General features: G+C 74.2%; 16 protein-coding genes and 1 pseudogene. 7 read left to right on the top strand and 10 right to left on the bottom strand.

Going from position 1 to position 14,871, the window contains the following annotated elements; all coding sequences use genetic code 11:
- The 3 genes from TNCT1_RS31745 to TNCT1_RS31735 all read left to right on the top strand — a co-directional run.
- A partial coding sequence (locus TNCT1_RS31745) for a hypothetical protein (RefSeq protein ID WP_143639020.1) occupies positions 1-147 on the top strand: 147 nt, incomplete at its 5' end.
- 7 nt (positions 148-154) lie between these two features.
- The gene (gene gnd, locus TNCT1_RS31740; RefSeq protein WP_143639018.1) at positions 155-1,039 is read left to right on the top strand and encodes a phosphogluconate dehydrogenase (NAD(+)-dependent, decarboxylating); all 885 of its coding nucleotides are present in this window, start codon (positions 155-157) and stop codon (positions 1,037-1,039) included.
- A 138-nt stretch (positions 1,040-1,177) separates the two neighbouring features.
- A complete protein-coding gene (locus TNCT1_RS31735) occupies positions 1,178-1,843 on the top strand; it encodes a TetR/AcrR family transcriptional regulator (protein ID WP_143639016.1) in 666 nt (221 codons plus the stop codon).
- 9 nt (positions 1,844-1,852) lie between these two features.
- On the opposite strand, the gene TNCT1_RS31730 is transcribed toward TNCT1_RS31735, so the two are convergent.
- Positions 1,853-2,470, bottom strand: a complete 618-nt coding sequence (locus TNCT1_RS31730; RefSeq protein WP_143639014.1) for a TetR/AcrR family transcriptional regulator — start codon at positions 2,468-2,470, stop codon at positions 1,853-1,855.
- Positions 2,471-2,597: 127 nt separating this feature from the next.
- On the opposite strand from TNCT1_RS31730, the gene TNCT1_RS31725 reads away from it, so the two are divergent.
- On the top strand, positions 2,598-3,479 hold the full coding sequence (locus TNCT1_RS31725) for an NAD(P)-dependent oxidoreductase (protein ID WP_143639041.1): 882 nt from the start codon (positions 2,598-2,600) through the stop codon (positions 3,477-3,479).
- Position 3,480: 1 nt separating this feature from the next.
- Here TNCT1_RS31725 and TNCT1_RS31720 read toward each other — a convergent pair whose 3' ends face one another.
- Positions 3,481-3,921 carry a PPOX class F420-dependent oxidoreductase gene (locus TNCT1_RS31720; protein WP_143639012.1) on the bottom strand — a complete coding sequence of 147 codons (441 nt, stop codon included), beginning with the start codon at positions 3,919-3,921 and terminating at the stop codon, positions 3,481-3,483.
- A 164-nt stretch (positions 3,922-4,085) separates the two neighbouring features.
- On the opposite strand from TNCT1_RS31720, the gene TNCT1_RS31715 reads away from it, so the two are divergent.
- Positions 4,086-5,309 (top strand): serine hydrolase, encoded by a 1,224-nt coding sequence (locus TNCT1_RS31715; protein ID WP_143639010.1) that lies wholly within the window; start codon positions 4,086-4,088, stop codon positions 5,307-5,309.
- A gap of 132 nt (positions 5,310-5,441) precedes the next feature.
- On the opposite strand, the gene ribA is transcribed toward TNCT1_RS31715, so the two are convergent.
- Positions 5,442-6,101 carry a GTP cyclohydrolase II gene (ribA, locus tag TNCT1_RS31710; RefSeq protein ID WP_143639007.1) on the bottom strand — a complete coding sequence of 220 codons (660 nt, stop codon included), beginning with the start codon at positions 6,099-6,101 and terminating at the stop codon, positions 5,442-5,444.
- 37 nt (positions 6,102-6,138) lie between these two features.
- Between ribA and TNCT1_RS31705 the strand changes: the two genes are divergently transcribed.
- A complete protein-coding gene (locus TNCT1_RS31705) occupies positions 6,139-6,915 on the top strand; it encodes a creatininase family protein (RefSeq protein ID WP_143639039.1) in 777 nt (258 codons plus the stop codon).
- Positions 6,916-7,016: 101 nt separating this feature from the next.
- On the opposite strand, the pseudogene TNCT1_RS36500 reads toward TNCT1_RS31705, so the two are convergent.
- The 5 genes and pseudogenes from TNCT1_RS36500 to TNCT1_RS31680 form a co-directional block, all read right to left on the bottom strand.
- Positions 7,017-8,033, bottom strand: a pseudogene (locus TNCT1_RS36500) (lysylphosphatidylglycerol synthase transmembrane domain-containing protein); the annotation flags it as partial.
- Positions 8,030-9,067: a trans-aconitate methyltransferase gene (locus TNCT1_RS31695; protein ID WP_143639003.1), complete on the bottom strand. Its 1,038-nt coding sequence runs from the start codon at positions 9,065-9,067 to the stop codon at positions 8,030-8,032. The gene TNCT1_RS31695 and the pseudogene TNCT1_RS36500, both read right to left, overlap by 4 nt.
- Complete coding sequence (locus tag TNCT1_RS31690; protein ID WP_143639001.1) at positions 9,064-10,254, bottom strand: glycosyltransferase family 4 protein; 1,191 nt, start codon at positions 10,252-10,254, stop codon at positions 9,064-9,066. Before TNCT1_RS31690 ends, TNCT1_RS31695 begins: the two co-directional genes overlap by 4 nt.
- On the bottom strand, positions 10,251-10,649 hold the full coding sequence (locus TNCT1_RS31685; protein ID WP_143638999.1) for a 6-carboxytetrahydropterin synthase: 399 nt from the start codon (positions 10,647-10,649) through the stop codon (positions 10,251-10,253). Before TNCT1_RS31685 ends, TNCT1_RS31690 begins: the two co-directional genes overlap by 4 nt.
- Positions 10,650-10,804: 155 nt before the next feature.
- A complete protein-coding gene (locus tag TNCT1_RS31680) occupies positions 10,805-11,800 on the bottom strand; it encodes a zinc-binding alcohol dehydrogenase (protein ID WP_143638997.1) in 996 nt (331 codons plus the stop codon).
- 107 nt (positions 11,801-11,907) lie between these two features.
- Here TNCT1_RS31680 and TNCT1_RS31675 point away from each other — a divergent pair, with 107 nt between their 5' ends.
- On the top strand, positions 11,908-12,708 hold the full coding sequence (locus TNCT1_RS31675; RefSeq protein ID WP_235903007.1) for a CDP-alcohol phosphatidyltransferase family protein: 801 nt from the start codon (positions 11,908-11,910) through the stop codon (positions 12,706-12,708).
- Positions 12,709-12,858: 150 nt separating this feature from the next.
- Here the strand turns inward: TNCT1_RS31675 and TNCT1_RS31670 are convergent, their stop codons facing one another.
- Positions 12,859-13,542, bottom strand: a complete 684-nt coding sequence (locus tag TNCT1_RS31670) for an ABC transporter ATP-binding protein (protein WP_143638995.1) — start codon at positions 13,540-13,542, stop codon at positions 12,859-12,861.
- Positions 13,539-14,642, bottom strand: a complete 1,104-nt coding sequence (locus TNCT1_RS31665; RefSeq protein WP_143638994.1) for an ABC transporter permease — start codon at positions 14,640-14,642, stop codon at positions 13,539-13,541. Before TNCT1_RS31665 ends, TNCT1_RS31670 begins: the two co-directional genes overlap by 4 nt.
- Positions 14,643-14,871: the final 229 nt, after the last annotated feature.

The raw sequence follows: 14,871 nt of genomic DNA, 5'->3' as shown, positions 1-14,871 counted from the left end.
ATCGACTCCTTCGACCAGTGGGGCGTGGAACTCGGCAAGGTCCTCGCCAAGCGCATCGAACCCGCCCTGACCGAGGGCGCCGAGGTCCCCGGCCTCGACCCCTCCACCACAGCCCTCGTCGCCGCCTACCGTTCTCTCAGGAAGTGATCAGATCATGCAGCTCGGTCTCATCGGTCTCGGCAAGATGGGCGGCAACATGCGCGAGCGGATCCGCCGCGCCGGCCACACCGTCATCGGCTACGACCGCAATCCGGAAGTCTCCGACGTCAAGAGCATCGAAGAGCTGGTGGAGAAGCTGGACGCGCCGCGCACCGTCTGGGTGATGGTCCCGGCCGGCACGGCGACGCAGGGCGTCATCGACGAGCTCAAGGACCTGCTGTCCGAGGGCGACACGGTGGTCGACGGCGGCAACTCCCGCTGGACGGACGACGAGAAGCACGCCGCCGAACTGGGCGTGAAGGGCATCGGCTTCGTCGACGCGGGCGTCTCCGGCGGCGTGTGGGGCCTGGAGAACGGCTACGCGCTGATGGTAGGCGGCGACAAGGAGCACGTGGAGCGGCTGCGGCCGGTCTTCGAGGCGCTCAAGCCGGAGGGCCCGTACGGCTACGTCCACGCGGGCCGGGTGGGCGCCGGGCACTTCTCCAAGATGGTCCACAACGGCATCGAGTACGCCATGATGCAGGCCTACGCCGAGGGCTGGGAACTGCTGGAGAAGGTCAAGTCGGTGGACAACGTCCGCGAGGTGTTCCGCTCCTGGCAGGAGGGCACCGTCATCCGCTCCTGGCTGCTGGACCTCGCGGTCAACGCCCTGGACGAGGACGAGCACCTGGGCAAGCTGCGCGGTTACGCGGAGGACTCGGGCGAGGGCCGCTGGACGGTCGAGGCCGCCATCGACAACGCCGTGCCGCTGCCCGCCATCACCGCTTCGCTGTTCGCGCGGTTCGCCTCCCGGCAGGACGACTCCCCGCAGATGAAGATGATCGCCGCGCTGCGCAACCAGTTCGGCGGCCACGCCGTGGAGTCGGCGAAGAAGGACTGACCGCAGGCGCGTTCGCCCAGGCGGCGACCGCGCCCGCCCCGCCACACGGCCCGGGTCACCTCAGGTGGCCCGGGCCGCGGCGCGTGCCGCCCCTGCTCCTACAATCACCGGCACTGGCCCTACGCCCGAAGGAATGCGATGACCAGCGTCGACGAACCGGTACGACCCGGCGGGCAGCAGCGGGACGCGGCCCGCACCCGGGCCGAGATACTCGACGTGGCCACCCGGGAGTTCGCCAGGGCCGGCTACAAGGGCGCCCGGGTCGACGAGATCGCGGCCCGCACCCGCACCACGAAGCGGATGATCTACTACTACTTCGGCGGCAAGGAGCAGCTCTTCACCGCCGTCCTGGAGCGGGCCTACGGCGTGATCCGCGAGGCCGAGCGGCAACTGGACGTCGAGCACCTGGACCCGGTCGCGGCCGTCCGGCGGCTGGCCGAGCTGGCCTTCGACCATCACGAGCGGCACCCGGACTTCGTCCGTCTGGTCAGCATCGAGAACATCCACGGCGCCGAGCACATCGCCGCGTCGAAGAAGCTCGGGGGGATCGGTTCCCCGGCCCTCGGGGTTATCCGCCGGATCCTGGCCGCCGGGCAGGAGACGGGGGTGTTCCGGGCCGACGTGGACGCCGTCGACCTGCACGCGATGATCAGCTCGTTCTGCTTCTTCCGGGTCGCCAACCGGCACACCTTCGGCGTGCTGTTCGGCCGCGATCTCGTCGATCCGGCGCGGCGCGACCACTACCGCGCCATGCTCGGCGACCTGGTCGTCGCCTACCTCACGGCGGAGCGCACCGCCGGCTGAGGCCCGCCCTCAGGCGCCGCTCGCCGCCCCTTCGCCCGCCGGCTCCACCGCGGAGTCGAGCAGGGGGCCGAGTTCCCGCACCGCCGTGTCCAGCGGACGGACGTCCCGCTCGGCCCGGGCCAGCAGGATCGCTCCCTCCAGGGTGCTGATCATCAGCGTGGCGAGGGAGTCGGCGCGCGCCGCCGGGACCCCCATGCCCGTCAGCGCCTCGGCGACCGGACCGCGCCAGGCCGCGAACGCGCCCGCCGCCGCCTCGCGGGTGGAGCCGTCCGCCGAGGCGCGGTCCACGGTCGCGGCGGCGACCGGGCAGCCGGCGGCGAAGCCGTCCGCCCGGTACTCGTCCGTCCACTGCGCGGCCATCCCCGCGAACAGTCCGCTCGGCGTGGCCTCGTCCAGCCCCGCGAGGAACCGGGCGACGCGCCTGCCGGCGTACCGGCCGGCCCAGGCCACGGCCTCGTCGACCAGCTGCTCCTTGCCGCCCGGGAAGTAGTGCTGGAGCGAGCCGCGCGGCGCCCCGGCGTGCGCGGCCACGTCCCGCATGCCGGTCGCGGCGACCCCGTGCCGCCGGATGAGCTGGGCCGCGCTGAACACCATCCGCTCGCGCGGTCCGTACCGCGACTGCGCCATGACGGGCCTCCGATCCTCTGACGCCCTTCAGCCTATGACCGACGTCATAACGCCCGCTACTATGACGACCGTCATAAGCGACCCGCAGGTGCCGCCTGCGAGCCTCGGCCCGGACGAAGGACGCGCCATGGACGTCGGTTTCATCGGTCTCGGAGTGATGGGCCAGCCCATGGCCCTGCGGCTGGCGGCCTCCGGCACGCCGCTCGTGGTGTGGAACCGGACGCCGGAGCGGGCCGAGCCGCTGCGCGCCGCGGGCGCCCGGGTGGCGGCCGACGCCGCCGAGGTGTTCGCCCGGGCCGGGACGGTGCTGCTGATGCTCGCCGACGAGGCCGCGGTCGACACCGTCCTCGGCCGCGGCACCCCGGACTTCGCCGCACGGGTCGCCGCACGCGTCGTCGTGCACATGGGCACGACCTCCCCCGAGTACTCCCACGCCCTGCAGACCGACGTACGCGCGGCCGGCGGGCAGTACGTCGAGGCGCCGGTCTCGGGGTCCCGCGTCCCGGCGGAGGAGGGCCGGCTGGTGGCCATGCTGGCGGGCGACGAGTCCGCCGTGCAGGCCGTGCGACCGCTGCTGGCGCCGCTGTGCCGGGAGACGTTCGTGTGCGGTGCGGCGCCGGACGCGCTGCTGATGAAGCTGTCCGTGAACCTCTTCCTGATCACCGTGGTGACCGGGCTGAGCGAGGCGTTCCACTTCGCCGAGCGGCAAGGGCTCGACCGGCGGCTGTTCCTGGACGTGCTGGACGCGGGCCCCATGGCCAGCGGGGTGTCGCGGATGAAGGCGCCCAAGCTGCGCGAGCGGGACTTCGGGGTGCAGGCGGCCGCCCTGGACGTGCTGAAGAACAACCGGCTCATCGCCGAGGCGGCCCGCAGGGCCGGCCTTGCCTCGCCGCTGCTGGACGCCTGTCACGCCCTGTTCGAGGAGACGGTGGCGCTGGGGCACGGCGGCGAGGACATGGTGGCGGTGCTGCGGGCGCTCGAGGCGCGGACCGCGGCGACGGCGCCGTAGCTCAGCGTTCCGGGATGCCGTACACCCGCTCGACGCGCAGCCGCAGCACCAGCCGGCGGTCGCGGACCATGGCGGCCCGGTAGTCGTCCCAGTCCGGGTGTTCACCGGAGACGTCCCGGTAGAGCCGGACCAGTTCCTCCACGGTCTCGTCGTGCGGGTCCCGCGCCACCGGCGAGAGGTCGGCGGTGCCCTCGGCGACCGCGTAGGCCCACCGGTCGGCGGTGGTGACGTGGTACGACGCGCGGGGATCCCGGCGCAGGTTGCGGGTCTTGGCCCGGTCGTCGGTGAGCGAGACCCGGATGATCCGCTCGTCCGGAGAGTAGACGTGGGTGACGTTGGAGAGCTGGGGCCGGCCGTCCTTCTTCAGGGTGACCAGCACCCCGCCGTTGCTCTCGCCGAGCAGCTTCAGCAGTGCGTCTTCCTGCGTGGCGTCCTGAGTCATACCCGGATCAACTCGGTGGGCCGGGCGGCGCATTCCCGGCCGGCCGCACACACCGACGGGACAGGGGTTCGGACCGGTGTTCCTGCGGGACGATGAGACCGTGCGGGCGTTCCGGCCGGCGGGAGGCGCGTGCCGCACGGTGACGACGCGAGCGGAGGAGAGCGATGGCTGAGCTGCGGCAGGAAGCCGACCCGGACGAGGCCGGACTGGACCCGAAGGCCCTCGACCGGCTGGACCGGCACTTCGCCCGTCTCGTCGACGAGGGAAGGCTGCCCGGCTACCTGGTGTCGGTGGCGCGCGGCGGCCGCGTCGCGCACCTCACCGCCTACGGTCACCGGGACCGCGCGGCCGGGCTGCCCGTGGCGGCGGACACCCTGTGGCGGATCTACTCCATGACCAAGCCCGTCACCGCCGTCGCGGTGCTGCTGCTGGTGGAGGAGGGCCGCCTGTCCCTCGACGACCCGCTCGACAAGCACCTGCCCGCGTTCGCCGGCCCGCGGGTCTACGAGGGCGGCTCGGGTGCCGACGTGCGCACCCGCCCGGCTCGCGGCCCGATCCTGATCCGGCACCTGCTCACCCACACCGCGGGCCTGACCTTCGGCTTCTACCACGAGCACCCCGTCGACGCGCTGTACCGGGAGTCGGGTCTCGAGTACTCGGTGCCGCCCGGCAAGGACCTGGCGGAGACCGTCGAGGTGTACGCGCGCATGCCGCTGCAGTTCGAGCCGGGCACGCGGTGGAACTACTCCGTCGCCTCCAACGTGCTGGGCCGGGTGATCGAGGTGGTCGCGGGACAGCCGCTGGACGAGTTCTTCGCCGAGCGGATCCTGCGCCCGCTCGGGATGACGGACACCGGCTTCCACATCACCGGCGAACAGGCGGACAGGCTGGCGGAGTTGTACGGCGAGACGGAGGACGGCGGTATCACGCCGGTCCCGGGGCTGCCGGTGCGCGGCCGGCCGCGTTTCCTGTCCGGCAGCGGCGGCCTGGTCGCGTCCGCCGGGGACTTCCACCGGTTCATGGAGATGCTGCGCCGGGGCGGGAAGCTGGACGGCGCCCGCCTGCTGTCGCCCGGGACGCTCGCGCTGATGACCCGCAACCAACTGCCCGGCGGCGCCCGGCTCAGCTCCTTCGGCGCCCCCGTCCACCGGGTGCGCGCCAACGAGGGCCTCGGCTTCGGCTTCAACGTCTCCGTCGTCGTCGACCCCGCGCGCACCCTCGCCCCGACGAGCCCCGGCACCTACGGCTGGACCGGCGTCGCCACCACCGCCTTCTGGGTCGCCCCGGCCCACGACCTGACCGTCCAGTTCATGACCCAGCTCCGCCCGAAGAAGCTGAAGGTCTTCCCGGACCTGCGCCGCCTGGTGCACGAGGCCGTCGTCGCCTGAGCTCCAGGCCGGGACGTCCCGCCGCGCGGGCGACCGCATCGGACGGCACGGCTGACCGGCGGGAGTCGAACCGGGCGGCAGGCGAGGGGGCGGGGTCGTCGCCGCCTCGCCTCCCCGCCCGGTCCCGCCCGTTCAGGATCCGTGGGCGACCGCGTCCAGGTGGGGCAGCACGTGGTCCAGCCGCTCGCGCTTGGTGCGCAGATAGGTGATGTTGCTCTCGCAGGGCTCGATCAGCAGCGGCACCTGCTCGGCGACCTGGACGCCGTGCCGCACCAGCGCCTCCCGCTTGCGCGGGTTGTTGGACATCAGCCGGACCGAGCGCACCCCGAGGTCGTGCAGGATGCCGGCCGCCACCCCGTAGTCCCGGGCGTCGACGGGCAGTCCGAGCGCCAGGTTCGCCTCGACCGTGTCCAGGCCCTCCGCCTGCAGGGCCATCGCCCGCAACTTGGCCAGCAGGCCGATGCCCCGGCCCTCGTGCCCTCTCAAGTAGACGACGACGCCGCTGCCTTCGGCGGCCACCGCGCGCAGCGCCGAGGCGAGCTGGTCACCGCACTCGCAGTGCCGGGAGCCGAACGCGTCCCCGGTCAGGCACTCCGAGTGCAGCCGGGTCAGCACGTTGTCGGTCCCGATCTCCCCGTACACGAGCGCGACCTGCTCCTCACCGCGGTCGTGGTCCAGGTAGCCGATCGCCTGGAACTGCCCGTACACGGTGGGCAGCGGGGCGTTCACGACGCGTTCCACGCCCGAGCGCCGCGCGGACTTCTCGCCGAGGACACCGAGGTTTTCTGTCATGATCTGATTCCTAAGCAGAGACGAAGGGCCGGGAATGATGAGTGGTTCGGGCGCGGACACGACCGGCTTCGGGGTGGTACCGGCGGACACTACGGAAGACGTACGGATGCGGGCGGCGGGCGTCTCAACACAGGTCGCCGTCCTTCCCGTCGGCAGCTTCGAACAGCACGGTCCCTTCCTTCCGCTGGCGACCGACACGCTCGTCGCCTGTGCCGTGGCCCGGGAGATCGCGGGCGCGTATCCGGTCCATCTCCTTCCGCCGGTGACGATCGGCTGCTCGCACGAGCACGCGGACTGGCCGGGGACCGTCAGCGTCTCCGCGGTGACCCTGCACGCGGTGGTCCGGGACATCGCCGACTCGCTGCGCCGCTCGGGTGTCGAGGCGCTCGTCGTGGTGAACGCCCACGGCGGCAACTACGTGCTGGGCAACGTCGTCCAGGAGGCCTCCGCGCGCGGGGAGCGGATGGCGCTGTTCCCGGCCGCCGAGGACTGGGAGGCTGCGCGGCAGCGGGCCGGGGTGCTCACCTCCCTGCTGACCGACATGCACGCGGGCGAGATCGAGACATCCATTCTGCTGCACGCTCACCCCGAAGTGGTCCGCCCTGGTTACGAGTCCGCCGATTTCACCGCTGACGACCGTCGTCATCTCCTTACCGTGGGAATGTCCGCCTACACCGGATCGGGCGTCATCGGCCGCCCTTCGCTGGGGTCCGCGGAGAAGGGGAAGGAGCTGCTGGCCGGCCTGGCGGAGTCGTTCGGCGCCCTCTTGGGCCTGCTCACCTCGGGTTCCGGCCCGGCGGCGGTACGGGGGTAGCCGCGCAGCCCGGTGTACCAGCGGGCGACGAGCACGGCCGCGCCGGGCAGGCTCGCCACGAAGCTCAGCACCCCGTACACCACGGCCACGGCCACCCCGCTGCTCGCGCCGAGCCCGGCGGCGCCGAACGCCCAGGCGGTGACGCCCTCGCGGGGCCCGAAACCGCCCACGTTCAGCGGCAGCCCCATCGCGGCCAGGGCGAGCACCGCGAGCGGCAGCAGCACCGGCACCGACGCGGCCGATCCCGCGATCCGCGCCGCCACCACGAACATCGCGACGTGCCCGGCCAGTACGACGGCGGAGGACAGCGCGACCCCGGGCCCCGCCTCGCGCGACAGCAGGCCCCGGCGTGCCTCGCCGAGCGCGGAGCGCAGGGCGCCGCCGCGGCGGGAGGGCGCGCGGTTCAGCCGGACGGCGAGGGCGACGGCTAGCGCGCCCGCCGCGGCGAGCGCCGCCGGCGGTGCGAAGCCCCGCACCTCGTCCCGGACCGGAGACGGCAGGACCACCAGCACGACCGCGCCGGTCACGGCCAGCGCGACCTGACCGGCGACCCGTTCGAGCACGACCGCCTTCACCCCGCGCCGGACGTCACCGGCGCTCTGTCCGTGCCGTACCGCCCGGTGCACATCGCCCAGCACCCCGCCGGGAAGCGCGGCGTTGAGGAACAGCGCCCGGTAGTAGTCGGCCACGGCCGGCCCGAGCGGCAGCCGGATGCGCAGCCCGCGGGCCACCAACTGCCAGCGCCACGCGCTGAACACGGTGGTGACCAGGCCGACGCCCAGGGCGAGCAGCAGCGACGCCGAGTCGATCCGCCGCAGCCCGTCGAGCAGCACACCGGTGCCGAGCCGCCACAGCAGCCCGGCGAGGATGGCCGCGCCGGCGACCGTGCCAACGTGGGTGCGCACGGCGCGGGAGTTCAGCCCGCGGAACAGGCGGTGGCCGGCGTCGCTTCGGGCGCTCCCGGGCGCGGAGGGCTCCGCCGCCGTCCGGACCGCGTGAGCCGTGGCACCGCCCCGCACCGCCCGGATCCGCGCGTGTGGGATCACCCGCACCAGGCGGGATCCAACCGCCCTCCCCCGGCGCGGCCGCGCGCCGGTCTCCACCGCCTGTCCGCTCATGACGCCGTCCCGCCCGCCGACTTGGGCAGCGCGAGCAGATCGCTGTGGTGGACCACCGCCCGCAGCTCACCGGCCTCGCACGCCGCCAGCCGCTCCCGCAGCCAGCGCCCGGCGCGCTCGGCCAGTTCGGGCCGCTGTTCGACGGCCGCGCCCACCCAGCCCCGCAGCCACTGGGCGGTCAGCGCGGACTCCCCGGGGCCGAGCCGCCAGGGGCTCGGGTGCACCCGCACGGTGGCGCCCCGCTCGGCGAACGCCTCGCAGGCCACGGTGACCGCGTCCGGTCCGAGCAGCCCGTCGCGCCGCTGGTGGACGTTGAACGCCTCGGCGATCTCGGCGTCCAGCGGGTCGGACGGGGTGAGTTCGACCCGGCCCGCGACGGACAGGGTGAGCAGGGCGGGGCAGCCCGCGCCGGCGCAGGCGGCGGCGAGGGTGCCGACCTCCTCGCGGGTGAGGACGTCCAGCAGCGCGGAGGCGGTCACGAGACCGGCACCGGTCAGCGCGTCCGGGGTGAGCCGGGCGACGTCGCCGCGCCGCGTCTCGACCGTGACCGCGCCGCCGTCGGCGGAGACGCGCGGGGAGCCCACGGCGGCGAAGTGCAGCAGGTAGGCGTCGCGGTCGTGCAGCACCCAGTGCTGGGCGCCGTCCAGCCGGGGCGCGAGCCAGCGGCCCATCGAGCCGGTGCCGCAGCCGAGGTCGTGCACCGTCAGCCCGCCCGGCCCGCCGGACCCGCCGGCCAGCCGGACGCGCAGCGGGTCCAGCAGGTCCCCGGCCCGTGCCGCCGCGTCGGCCGGTTCCCGCAGCCGCAGCCATTCGGGCGCGTACCGCGGCGGCTCCTGCGGCTCGCCGTCCCGCAGTCTCACGGTGGCCCGTTCGCCGGAGCCGGTCACGGGCCCGGCACCGGCGATCACGCCGTGCGGGTCGGCGTCGCGCGCACCGGATCCCATCGCCGCCTCCTCTCCGCCGGGGACGAACCCGGCCCCGTCGAGCCCTGGTTGGGCGGGGACGCCGCCGGTCGCCGTCCGGGTGTCCGTCATGCCGCCCTCCTCGGCGCCTCGGGGAGCCGGCCGAGGACTCCGGCCAGGTTGCGGGCGGTCGCCGCCCAGCCGCCGAGCGCCGCACGCCGGCCGCGGGCCGCGGCCTTCAGCCGGCGGCGCACATCGGGTTCGCCGAACCAGCCGCGCAGTTCGGCGGCGAACGCGGCCGGGTCCTCCGGCGGGACGAGGATGCCCGGGACGCCGCCGTCGGGGGCGCGGCCGACCGCCTCGGACACCCCGCCGACGTCGGTCGCCAGCACCGGGACCCCGCGGGCGAGCGCCTCGGTGACGGCCATGCCGTAGGTCTCCGCGTACGAGGTGAGGACCATCAGGTCGGCCGACGCGTAGGCCGCGTCCAGCTCGGCGCCGGCCCGCGGCCCGGCGAGCAGCAGCCGGTCCTCAAGGCCGCGTTCACGGATCAGGCCGCGCAGCCGGGCCACGTACTCCGGGTCCTGGGTGAGCCCGCCGACGCACACGCAGCTCCACGGCAGGTCGGTCACCGCGGCCAGCGCCTCCACCAGCCGGTGCTGGCCCTTGCGCGGGGTGACGGCGGCGACGCAGAGCAGCCGGGAGACGCCGTCGGTGCCGGGCGCGAGGGGCGCGATGTCGGCGCCGGGGGCGGCGGCGTGCACCCGCTGCGGGGCGAGGCCGTGGTGGGAGACGATCCGGCGGACGGCCCAGTCGCTGGTGGCGATCACCGCGCCCGCCGCCCGCAGCACCTCCCGCTCGCGGGCGTCCAGGGCGGCGGCCACCGCCGGGTCGAGACCGGTCTCGTCGCCGAGCGGCAGGTGCACCAGCACCGCGAGGCGCAGCCGCTGCGCCTCGGGGACGACGATCTCCGGCACGCCGCAGGCGACCAGGCCGTCGAGCAGGACGACGGCGTCGTCCGGCAGTTCCCGCAGGGTGCGGGCGAGCACGTCGCGGTCGGCGCGGGCGGGGCGCGGCCAGCCGCCGGGCACCGGATGCCGGACGGCCTGCCAGCCGAAGCCCGGCAGGTCCAGGCAGACCCGGCGGTCGTAGGCGTTGCCGCCGCTCGGCGCGGCCGGGTCGTCGACGCCGCCCGGCATGACGAAGTGCACGGTGCGCAGGGACATGGGGATGATCCCGGGCTCGGGGGCGGTGGGCTGCGCGGGCACGTAGGCGAGCCGCGCCTTCTGCGTGGTCTGCGCGGTCGTCGTCCCGGTCACAGGGCACGCTCGTAACTCGCCCAGGCGATGTGCGACTCGTGCAGGGTGACGGTGAGGCCGGTGAGGCCCCTGGCCCCTTCGCCGAGGGCGCCCTTGTGGACGCGTTCGGCGAGCCGGTCGGCGACGACCTTGGCCAGGAACTCGGTGGAGGTGTTGATCCCGGCGAACTCCGGCTCGTCGTCGAGGTTGCGGTAGTTCAGCTCGGCGACGACGGCGCCCAGTTCCTGGGTGGCCAGACCGATGTCGACGACGATGTTGTCCTCGTCCAGCTCTTCACGGCGGAACGTGGCGTCCACCAGGAACGTGGCGCCGTGCAGGCGCTGCGCGGGTCCGAACACCTCGCCGCGGAAGCTGTGGGCGATCATGATGTGATCGCGGACGGTGATGCTGAACAACGGACGACCCTCCAGGTGCGGCGCGTCTGATGCCCCGGCGGTCACCTGCCGGGGATTGCCGTGTAGTACGGCTCCTGACTTCCCCGCGTTCAGCCTCCTCTCACTCTCTTCTCAGGTCAGGCCGCTTCTGTCCGCCAGGCGCCGGGCCGCTCTCGTCATGGCCGGGACGGGCCGCCGCCGGTGTAGTCGATGCGGTGGCACAGGGCCGGGATCTCGCCGGAGGCGAGCCTGGGCATCAGCTCGGGCAGCTCCTCGAAGGCGCTCTCGCCGGTGATGAGGGCGTCCAGGGCCGGATCGGCGAGCAGGTCGAGGGCGAGCGCCAGCCGTTCCGCGTAGCCGCGCCCGGCGCGGGCGGCCGGGGAGACGGTGCCGACCTGGCTGCCGCGCACGGTGAGCCTGCGGGAGTGGAAGGCCTCGCCGAGCGGCAGGGTGACGCGCCGGTCGCCGTACCAGCTCAGTTCGACCACCGTGCCCTCGGGGGCGAGGAGTTCCAGGGAACGGGCCAGGCCCTGCTCGGTGGCGCTGGCGTGCACGACGAGGTCGCAGTCGCCGAGGGCGTCACCGGGCGCGGCGAAGTCCACGCCGAGCGCCGCTGCGGTCCGGGCGCGGTCCGGGTCCGCGTCGACGAGCTGCAGCCGTACGCCGGGGAAACGGGCGAGCAGCGCGGCGACCGAGCAGCCGACCATGCCGCCGCCGACCACCGCGATCCGGTCGCCGATCAGGGGCGCCGCGTCCCACAGGGCGTTCACCGCGGTCTCCACGGTCCCGGCGAGCACGGCCCGGCCGGCGGGCACCCGGTCGGGCACCACGGTCACCGCGTTCACCGGAACGACGTAACGGCTCTGGTGCGGATACAGACAGAACACCGTACGGCCGATCAGCTCACGCGGGCCCTCCTCGACGACGCCGACGTTCAGGTAGCCGTACTTCACCGGCGCGGGGAAGTCGCCCTCCTGGAACGGCGCCCGCATCACCGCGTGTTGGGACTCCGGCACGCCGCCGCGGAACACCAGCGTCTCCGTGCCGCGGCTCACTCCGGAGTACAGCGTGCGGACCAGGACCTCGCCCTCGCCCGGCTCCGCGAGGGTGACGTCGCGCAGCTCACCGGCTCCCGGGGAGCTCAGCCAGAACGCGCGGGCCGACCGGTTCATCGGCATCCTCCTGAACGATCGGGAAGTTGTTCACGTACCGAGATGTGCACAGGCCGCGCACAGTACGCGGCGTTGATCGACTCTGTCACTCGGCCGGAGGGTGTGCGGTGGCCCTGAACAACACGTATGACGCGAGGCTCCAGCAGGAGACCGCTGTCGGAGCGGGCGTGCAGATCCTGCTGCTGGCCCTGCTCGGCTCGGCGTTCGGCATGGGGCCGGCCGGCTGGCTGACGGGGCTGGTCTTCGCGTTCGCCACCTGGGCGGTCCTCTCCCGCGCCCTGCACCGCTCCCGGCTCAGCTCCTTCGGCCCCGCCAACCGGGTCACCCTCGGCCGGGCCACCCTGGTCGGCGGGGTGACCGCGCTGGTCGCGGACTCCTTCGAGAGCGCGCCGCCGGTGACGCTGCTGGTCGGCCTGACCGCCGTGGCGCTGCTGCTGGACGGCGTGGACGGCAAGGTGGCCCGCCGCACCGGCACCTCATCCGCGCTCGGCGCCCGCTTCGACATGGAGGTCGACGCGTTCCTGATCCTGGTGCTGAGCGTGTATGTGTCGACGCGCCTTGGCCCATGGGTGCTGCTGATCGGCGGCATGCGGTACGCGTTCGTCGCGGCGGCCCGTGTCGCCCCCTGGCTGAACGCCCCGCTGCCGCCGTCCTTCGCCCGCAAGACGGTCGCCGCCCTCCAGGGCGTCTGCCTGCTGCTGGCCGGCGCGGACCTGCTGCCGCCCCCGGCGAACCTGGCGGTCGTCCTGCTGTCGCTGGGCTCACTGGTGTGGTCGTTCGGCCGGGACGTGGTGTGGCTGTGGCGTAACTCCTCTATGGGTGAGGGCGGGTGTTCCGTCGCCGATGGGGTGGGTGAGCAGGTGGTCGGCGAACCGCTGCTGCGGGAGCTGGAGTTGGCGGCGCGCTGAGAACGCGGGGCTTCGGGGCGCCCCGGTGACGGGGCGCCCCTTCGCGGGCGCATCGCCGCCTGCGCCGTTCCTTCTGCGGCGCCCTCGCTAGTCCTTCCGCGCCGCCTGCGCTGTTCCTTCCGCGCCGCCGTCAGCCGGTCGGTGCCGCCGTCAGCCGGTCGGTGCGGGACGGCGGAGGCGTCCGTCGTGGACCTCGGCCACCCGGTCGGCGGCGGTCAGGTGGGCGCGGTCGTGGGTGACCAGGACGGTGGCGGTGGCTCGTTCGCGGGTGAGCCGGGCGATCAGCTCGACGACGGCGGCGCCGCGTTCGTGGTCGAGGGCGCTGGTGGGTTCGTCGACCAGCAGGACGGTGGGGTCGTTCATCAGGGCACGGGCGATGTTGACGCGCTGCCGCTGGCCGCCGGAGAGCTGGTGGGGCCGCCGGTGCGCTTGGTCCACCAGGCCCACCGCGTCGAGGAGTTCGAGGACCCGGGCCCGGGAGCGGCCCGCGCCGCGGCCGCCCATCCGGGCCATGACCTGGAGCTGCTCGGCGGCGGTGAGGGAGGGCAGCAGGTTGGGCTGCTGGAAGACGATGCCGATCCGGTGCCGGCGCAGTTCGGCGAGTTCGCCCCGGCTGAGGCCGGCGGTGGCGGTGCCGTCGACGGTGACGGTGCCGGCGTCGGGCGTGATCAGGGTGGCGGCGACGGCCAGCAGGCTGGACTTGCCGGAACCGGAGGGGCCGACGACAGCGGTGAGACTGCCCTTGGGGACCTGGAGCGTGACTCGGTCCAGGGCGGTCAGCCGGGTGTCGCCGTCCGCGTAGGTGAGGGTGATGTCGGTCAGTTCCAGGCTCATCGGGCGCTCCCCAGGGCGGTCAGCGGGTCGACGGAGGTGATGCGGCGGATGGACAGGCCGGCGCCGAGGGTGCCGAGCAGGACCATCACCGCGGCGGGCACGAGCACCGTGCCGGGGCTCAGCAGGAACGGCACGTCCGAGCCGACCACGAGGGCGCCGACGGCGGCGGCCAGGCCGGTCCCGGCCAGGGTGCCGCCGACGAGCAGGACCACGGCCTGGCCGAGGGCGTCCCCGAGCAGGCTCGCGGTGGAGGCGCCGAGCGCCTTGAGCACGGCGACGTCGCCGCTGCGCTGGATGGTCCACACGGTGAAGAAGGCCCCGATGACCAGCGCCGAGATGGCGAACAGGAACCCGCGCATGAGCTGCAGGGAGCCGTTCTCCGAGGTGTAGGAGCCGATGGCGGACAAAGAGTCCGAGGTGGCGACCGTCCTGGTGCCCGCCCGCCGGTCGATGGCGGTGACGTCGGCCCCGGAGGTGGTGCGCAGGGCGATGACGGTGGCGGTGGCGGTGGCGGTGGGACCGTCGGCCGGGCCCGTGGCCGGCGGCGCGGTCCGCCGCCAGGTGTCCAGGCTGGTCCAGATCACCGGGGTGTGGCTGAAGGAGGCGTCGCCCCGGACGGCGGCGACGGTGAGCCGGTGCCCGGCCAGGGTGAGCGACCCGCCGGGGGCGAGCCCGAGGTCGCGTGCGGCCGTGGTGGACAGCACCGCCGACCGGCCGTCGATCCGCCGGCCCTCCGGGGCCAGCGAGGAGCCGGGCTGCACGCCGAACGCGGAGACCGCGGCGCTGCGGTCCCCGGCGGTGGCCCTGGTCGTCGTGATCCCCAGCGGTTCCGCACGCTCTACGCCCGGCGCCTCGGACCACTGCCGCCACTGGCGTGCGGTGACGGTGGAGTCGGAGTAGGACAGGCCCTGTCCGCCGGTGGGCGCCTGGAAGGCGATCCGGTCCGCGGGCAGCCCGGTGATCGCGGAGACGTTCTGCCGGCCGAGCCCGGCCGTCAGCCCGGACAGCAGCCCGACCAGCAGGGTGATCAGCACGATGACGGTCCCCATCAGGGCGAACCGCCCCTTGGCGAACCTCAGGTCTCTCCAGGCTACGAACACGGGGTGGCCTGTCCTTTCGATGGGTGTCGACATGGGTGCTTGTCGACATGGGTGGGCGTCGGCGGCGGTGGGCGGCGACGTCGTGGGTGGCGATGTCGGTGGGTGCCGTCGTTGTGGGCGCCGACGACGGCGGGTGCCGACGTCGGCGGGTGCCGGTCGGTCGACGTCGTTCAGGTCCCCACCGTCGCCCAGGGCGGCCCGGCCGGGCATCTGGCGGGGGACCGTATTC

This window comes from Streptomyces sp. 1-11 (assembly GCF_007176755.1).
Classification (GTDB): domain Bacteria; phylum Actinomycetota; class Actinomycetes; order Streptomycetales; family Streptomycetaceae; genus Streptomyces.
This window is presented reverse-complemented; position numbering and strand designations above follow the sequence as displayed.

Coding starts and splice junctions, on each gene's coding strand:
- gnd (WP_143639018.1), top strand. CDS start 155: ATGCAGCTCGGTCTCATCGGTCTCGGCAAGATGGGCGGCAACATGCGC.
- TNCT1_RS31735 (WP_143639016.1), top strand. CDS start 1,178: ATGACCAGCGTCGACGAACCGGTACGACCCGGCGGGCAGCAGCGGGAC.
- TNCT1_RS31730 (WP_143639014.1), bottom strand. CDS start 2,470: ATGGCGCAGTCGCGGTACGGACCGCGCGAGCGGATGGTGTTCAGCGCG.
- TNCT1_RS31725 (WP_143639041.1), top strand. CDS start 2,598: ATGGACGTCGGTTTCATCGGTCTCGGAGTGATGGGCCAGCCCATGGCC.
- TNCT1_RS31720 (WP_143639012.1), bottom strand. CDS start 3,921: ATGACTCAGGACGCCACGCAGGAAGACGCACTGCTGAAGCTGCTCGGC.
- TNCT1_RS31715 (WP_143639010.1), top strand. CDS start 4,086: ATGGCTGAGCTGCGGCAGGAAGCCGACCCGGACGAGGCCGGACTGGAC.
- ribA (WP_143639007.1), bottom strand. CDS start 6,101: ATGACAGAAAACCTCGGTGTCCTCGGCGAGAAGTCCGCGCGGCGCTCG.
- TNCT1_RS31705 (WP_143639039.1), top strand. CDS start 6,139: ATGAGTGGTTCGGGCGCGGACACGACCGGCTTCGGGGTGGTACCGGCG.
- TNCT1_RS31695 (WP_143639003.1), bottom strand. CDS start 9,067: ATGACGGACACCCGGACGGCGACCGGCGGCGTCCCCGCCCAACCAGGG.
- TNCT1_RS31680 (WP_143638997.1), bottom strand. CDS start 11,800: ATGAACCGGTCGGCCCGCGCGTTCTGGCTGAGCTCCCCGGGAGCCGGT.
- TNCT1_RS31670 (WP_143638995.1), bottom strand. CDS start 13,542: ATGAGCCTGGAACTGACCGACATCACCCTCACCTACGCGGACGGCGAC.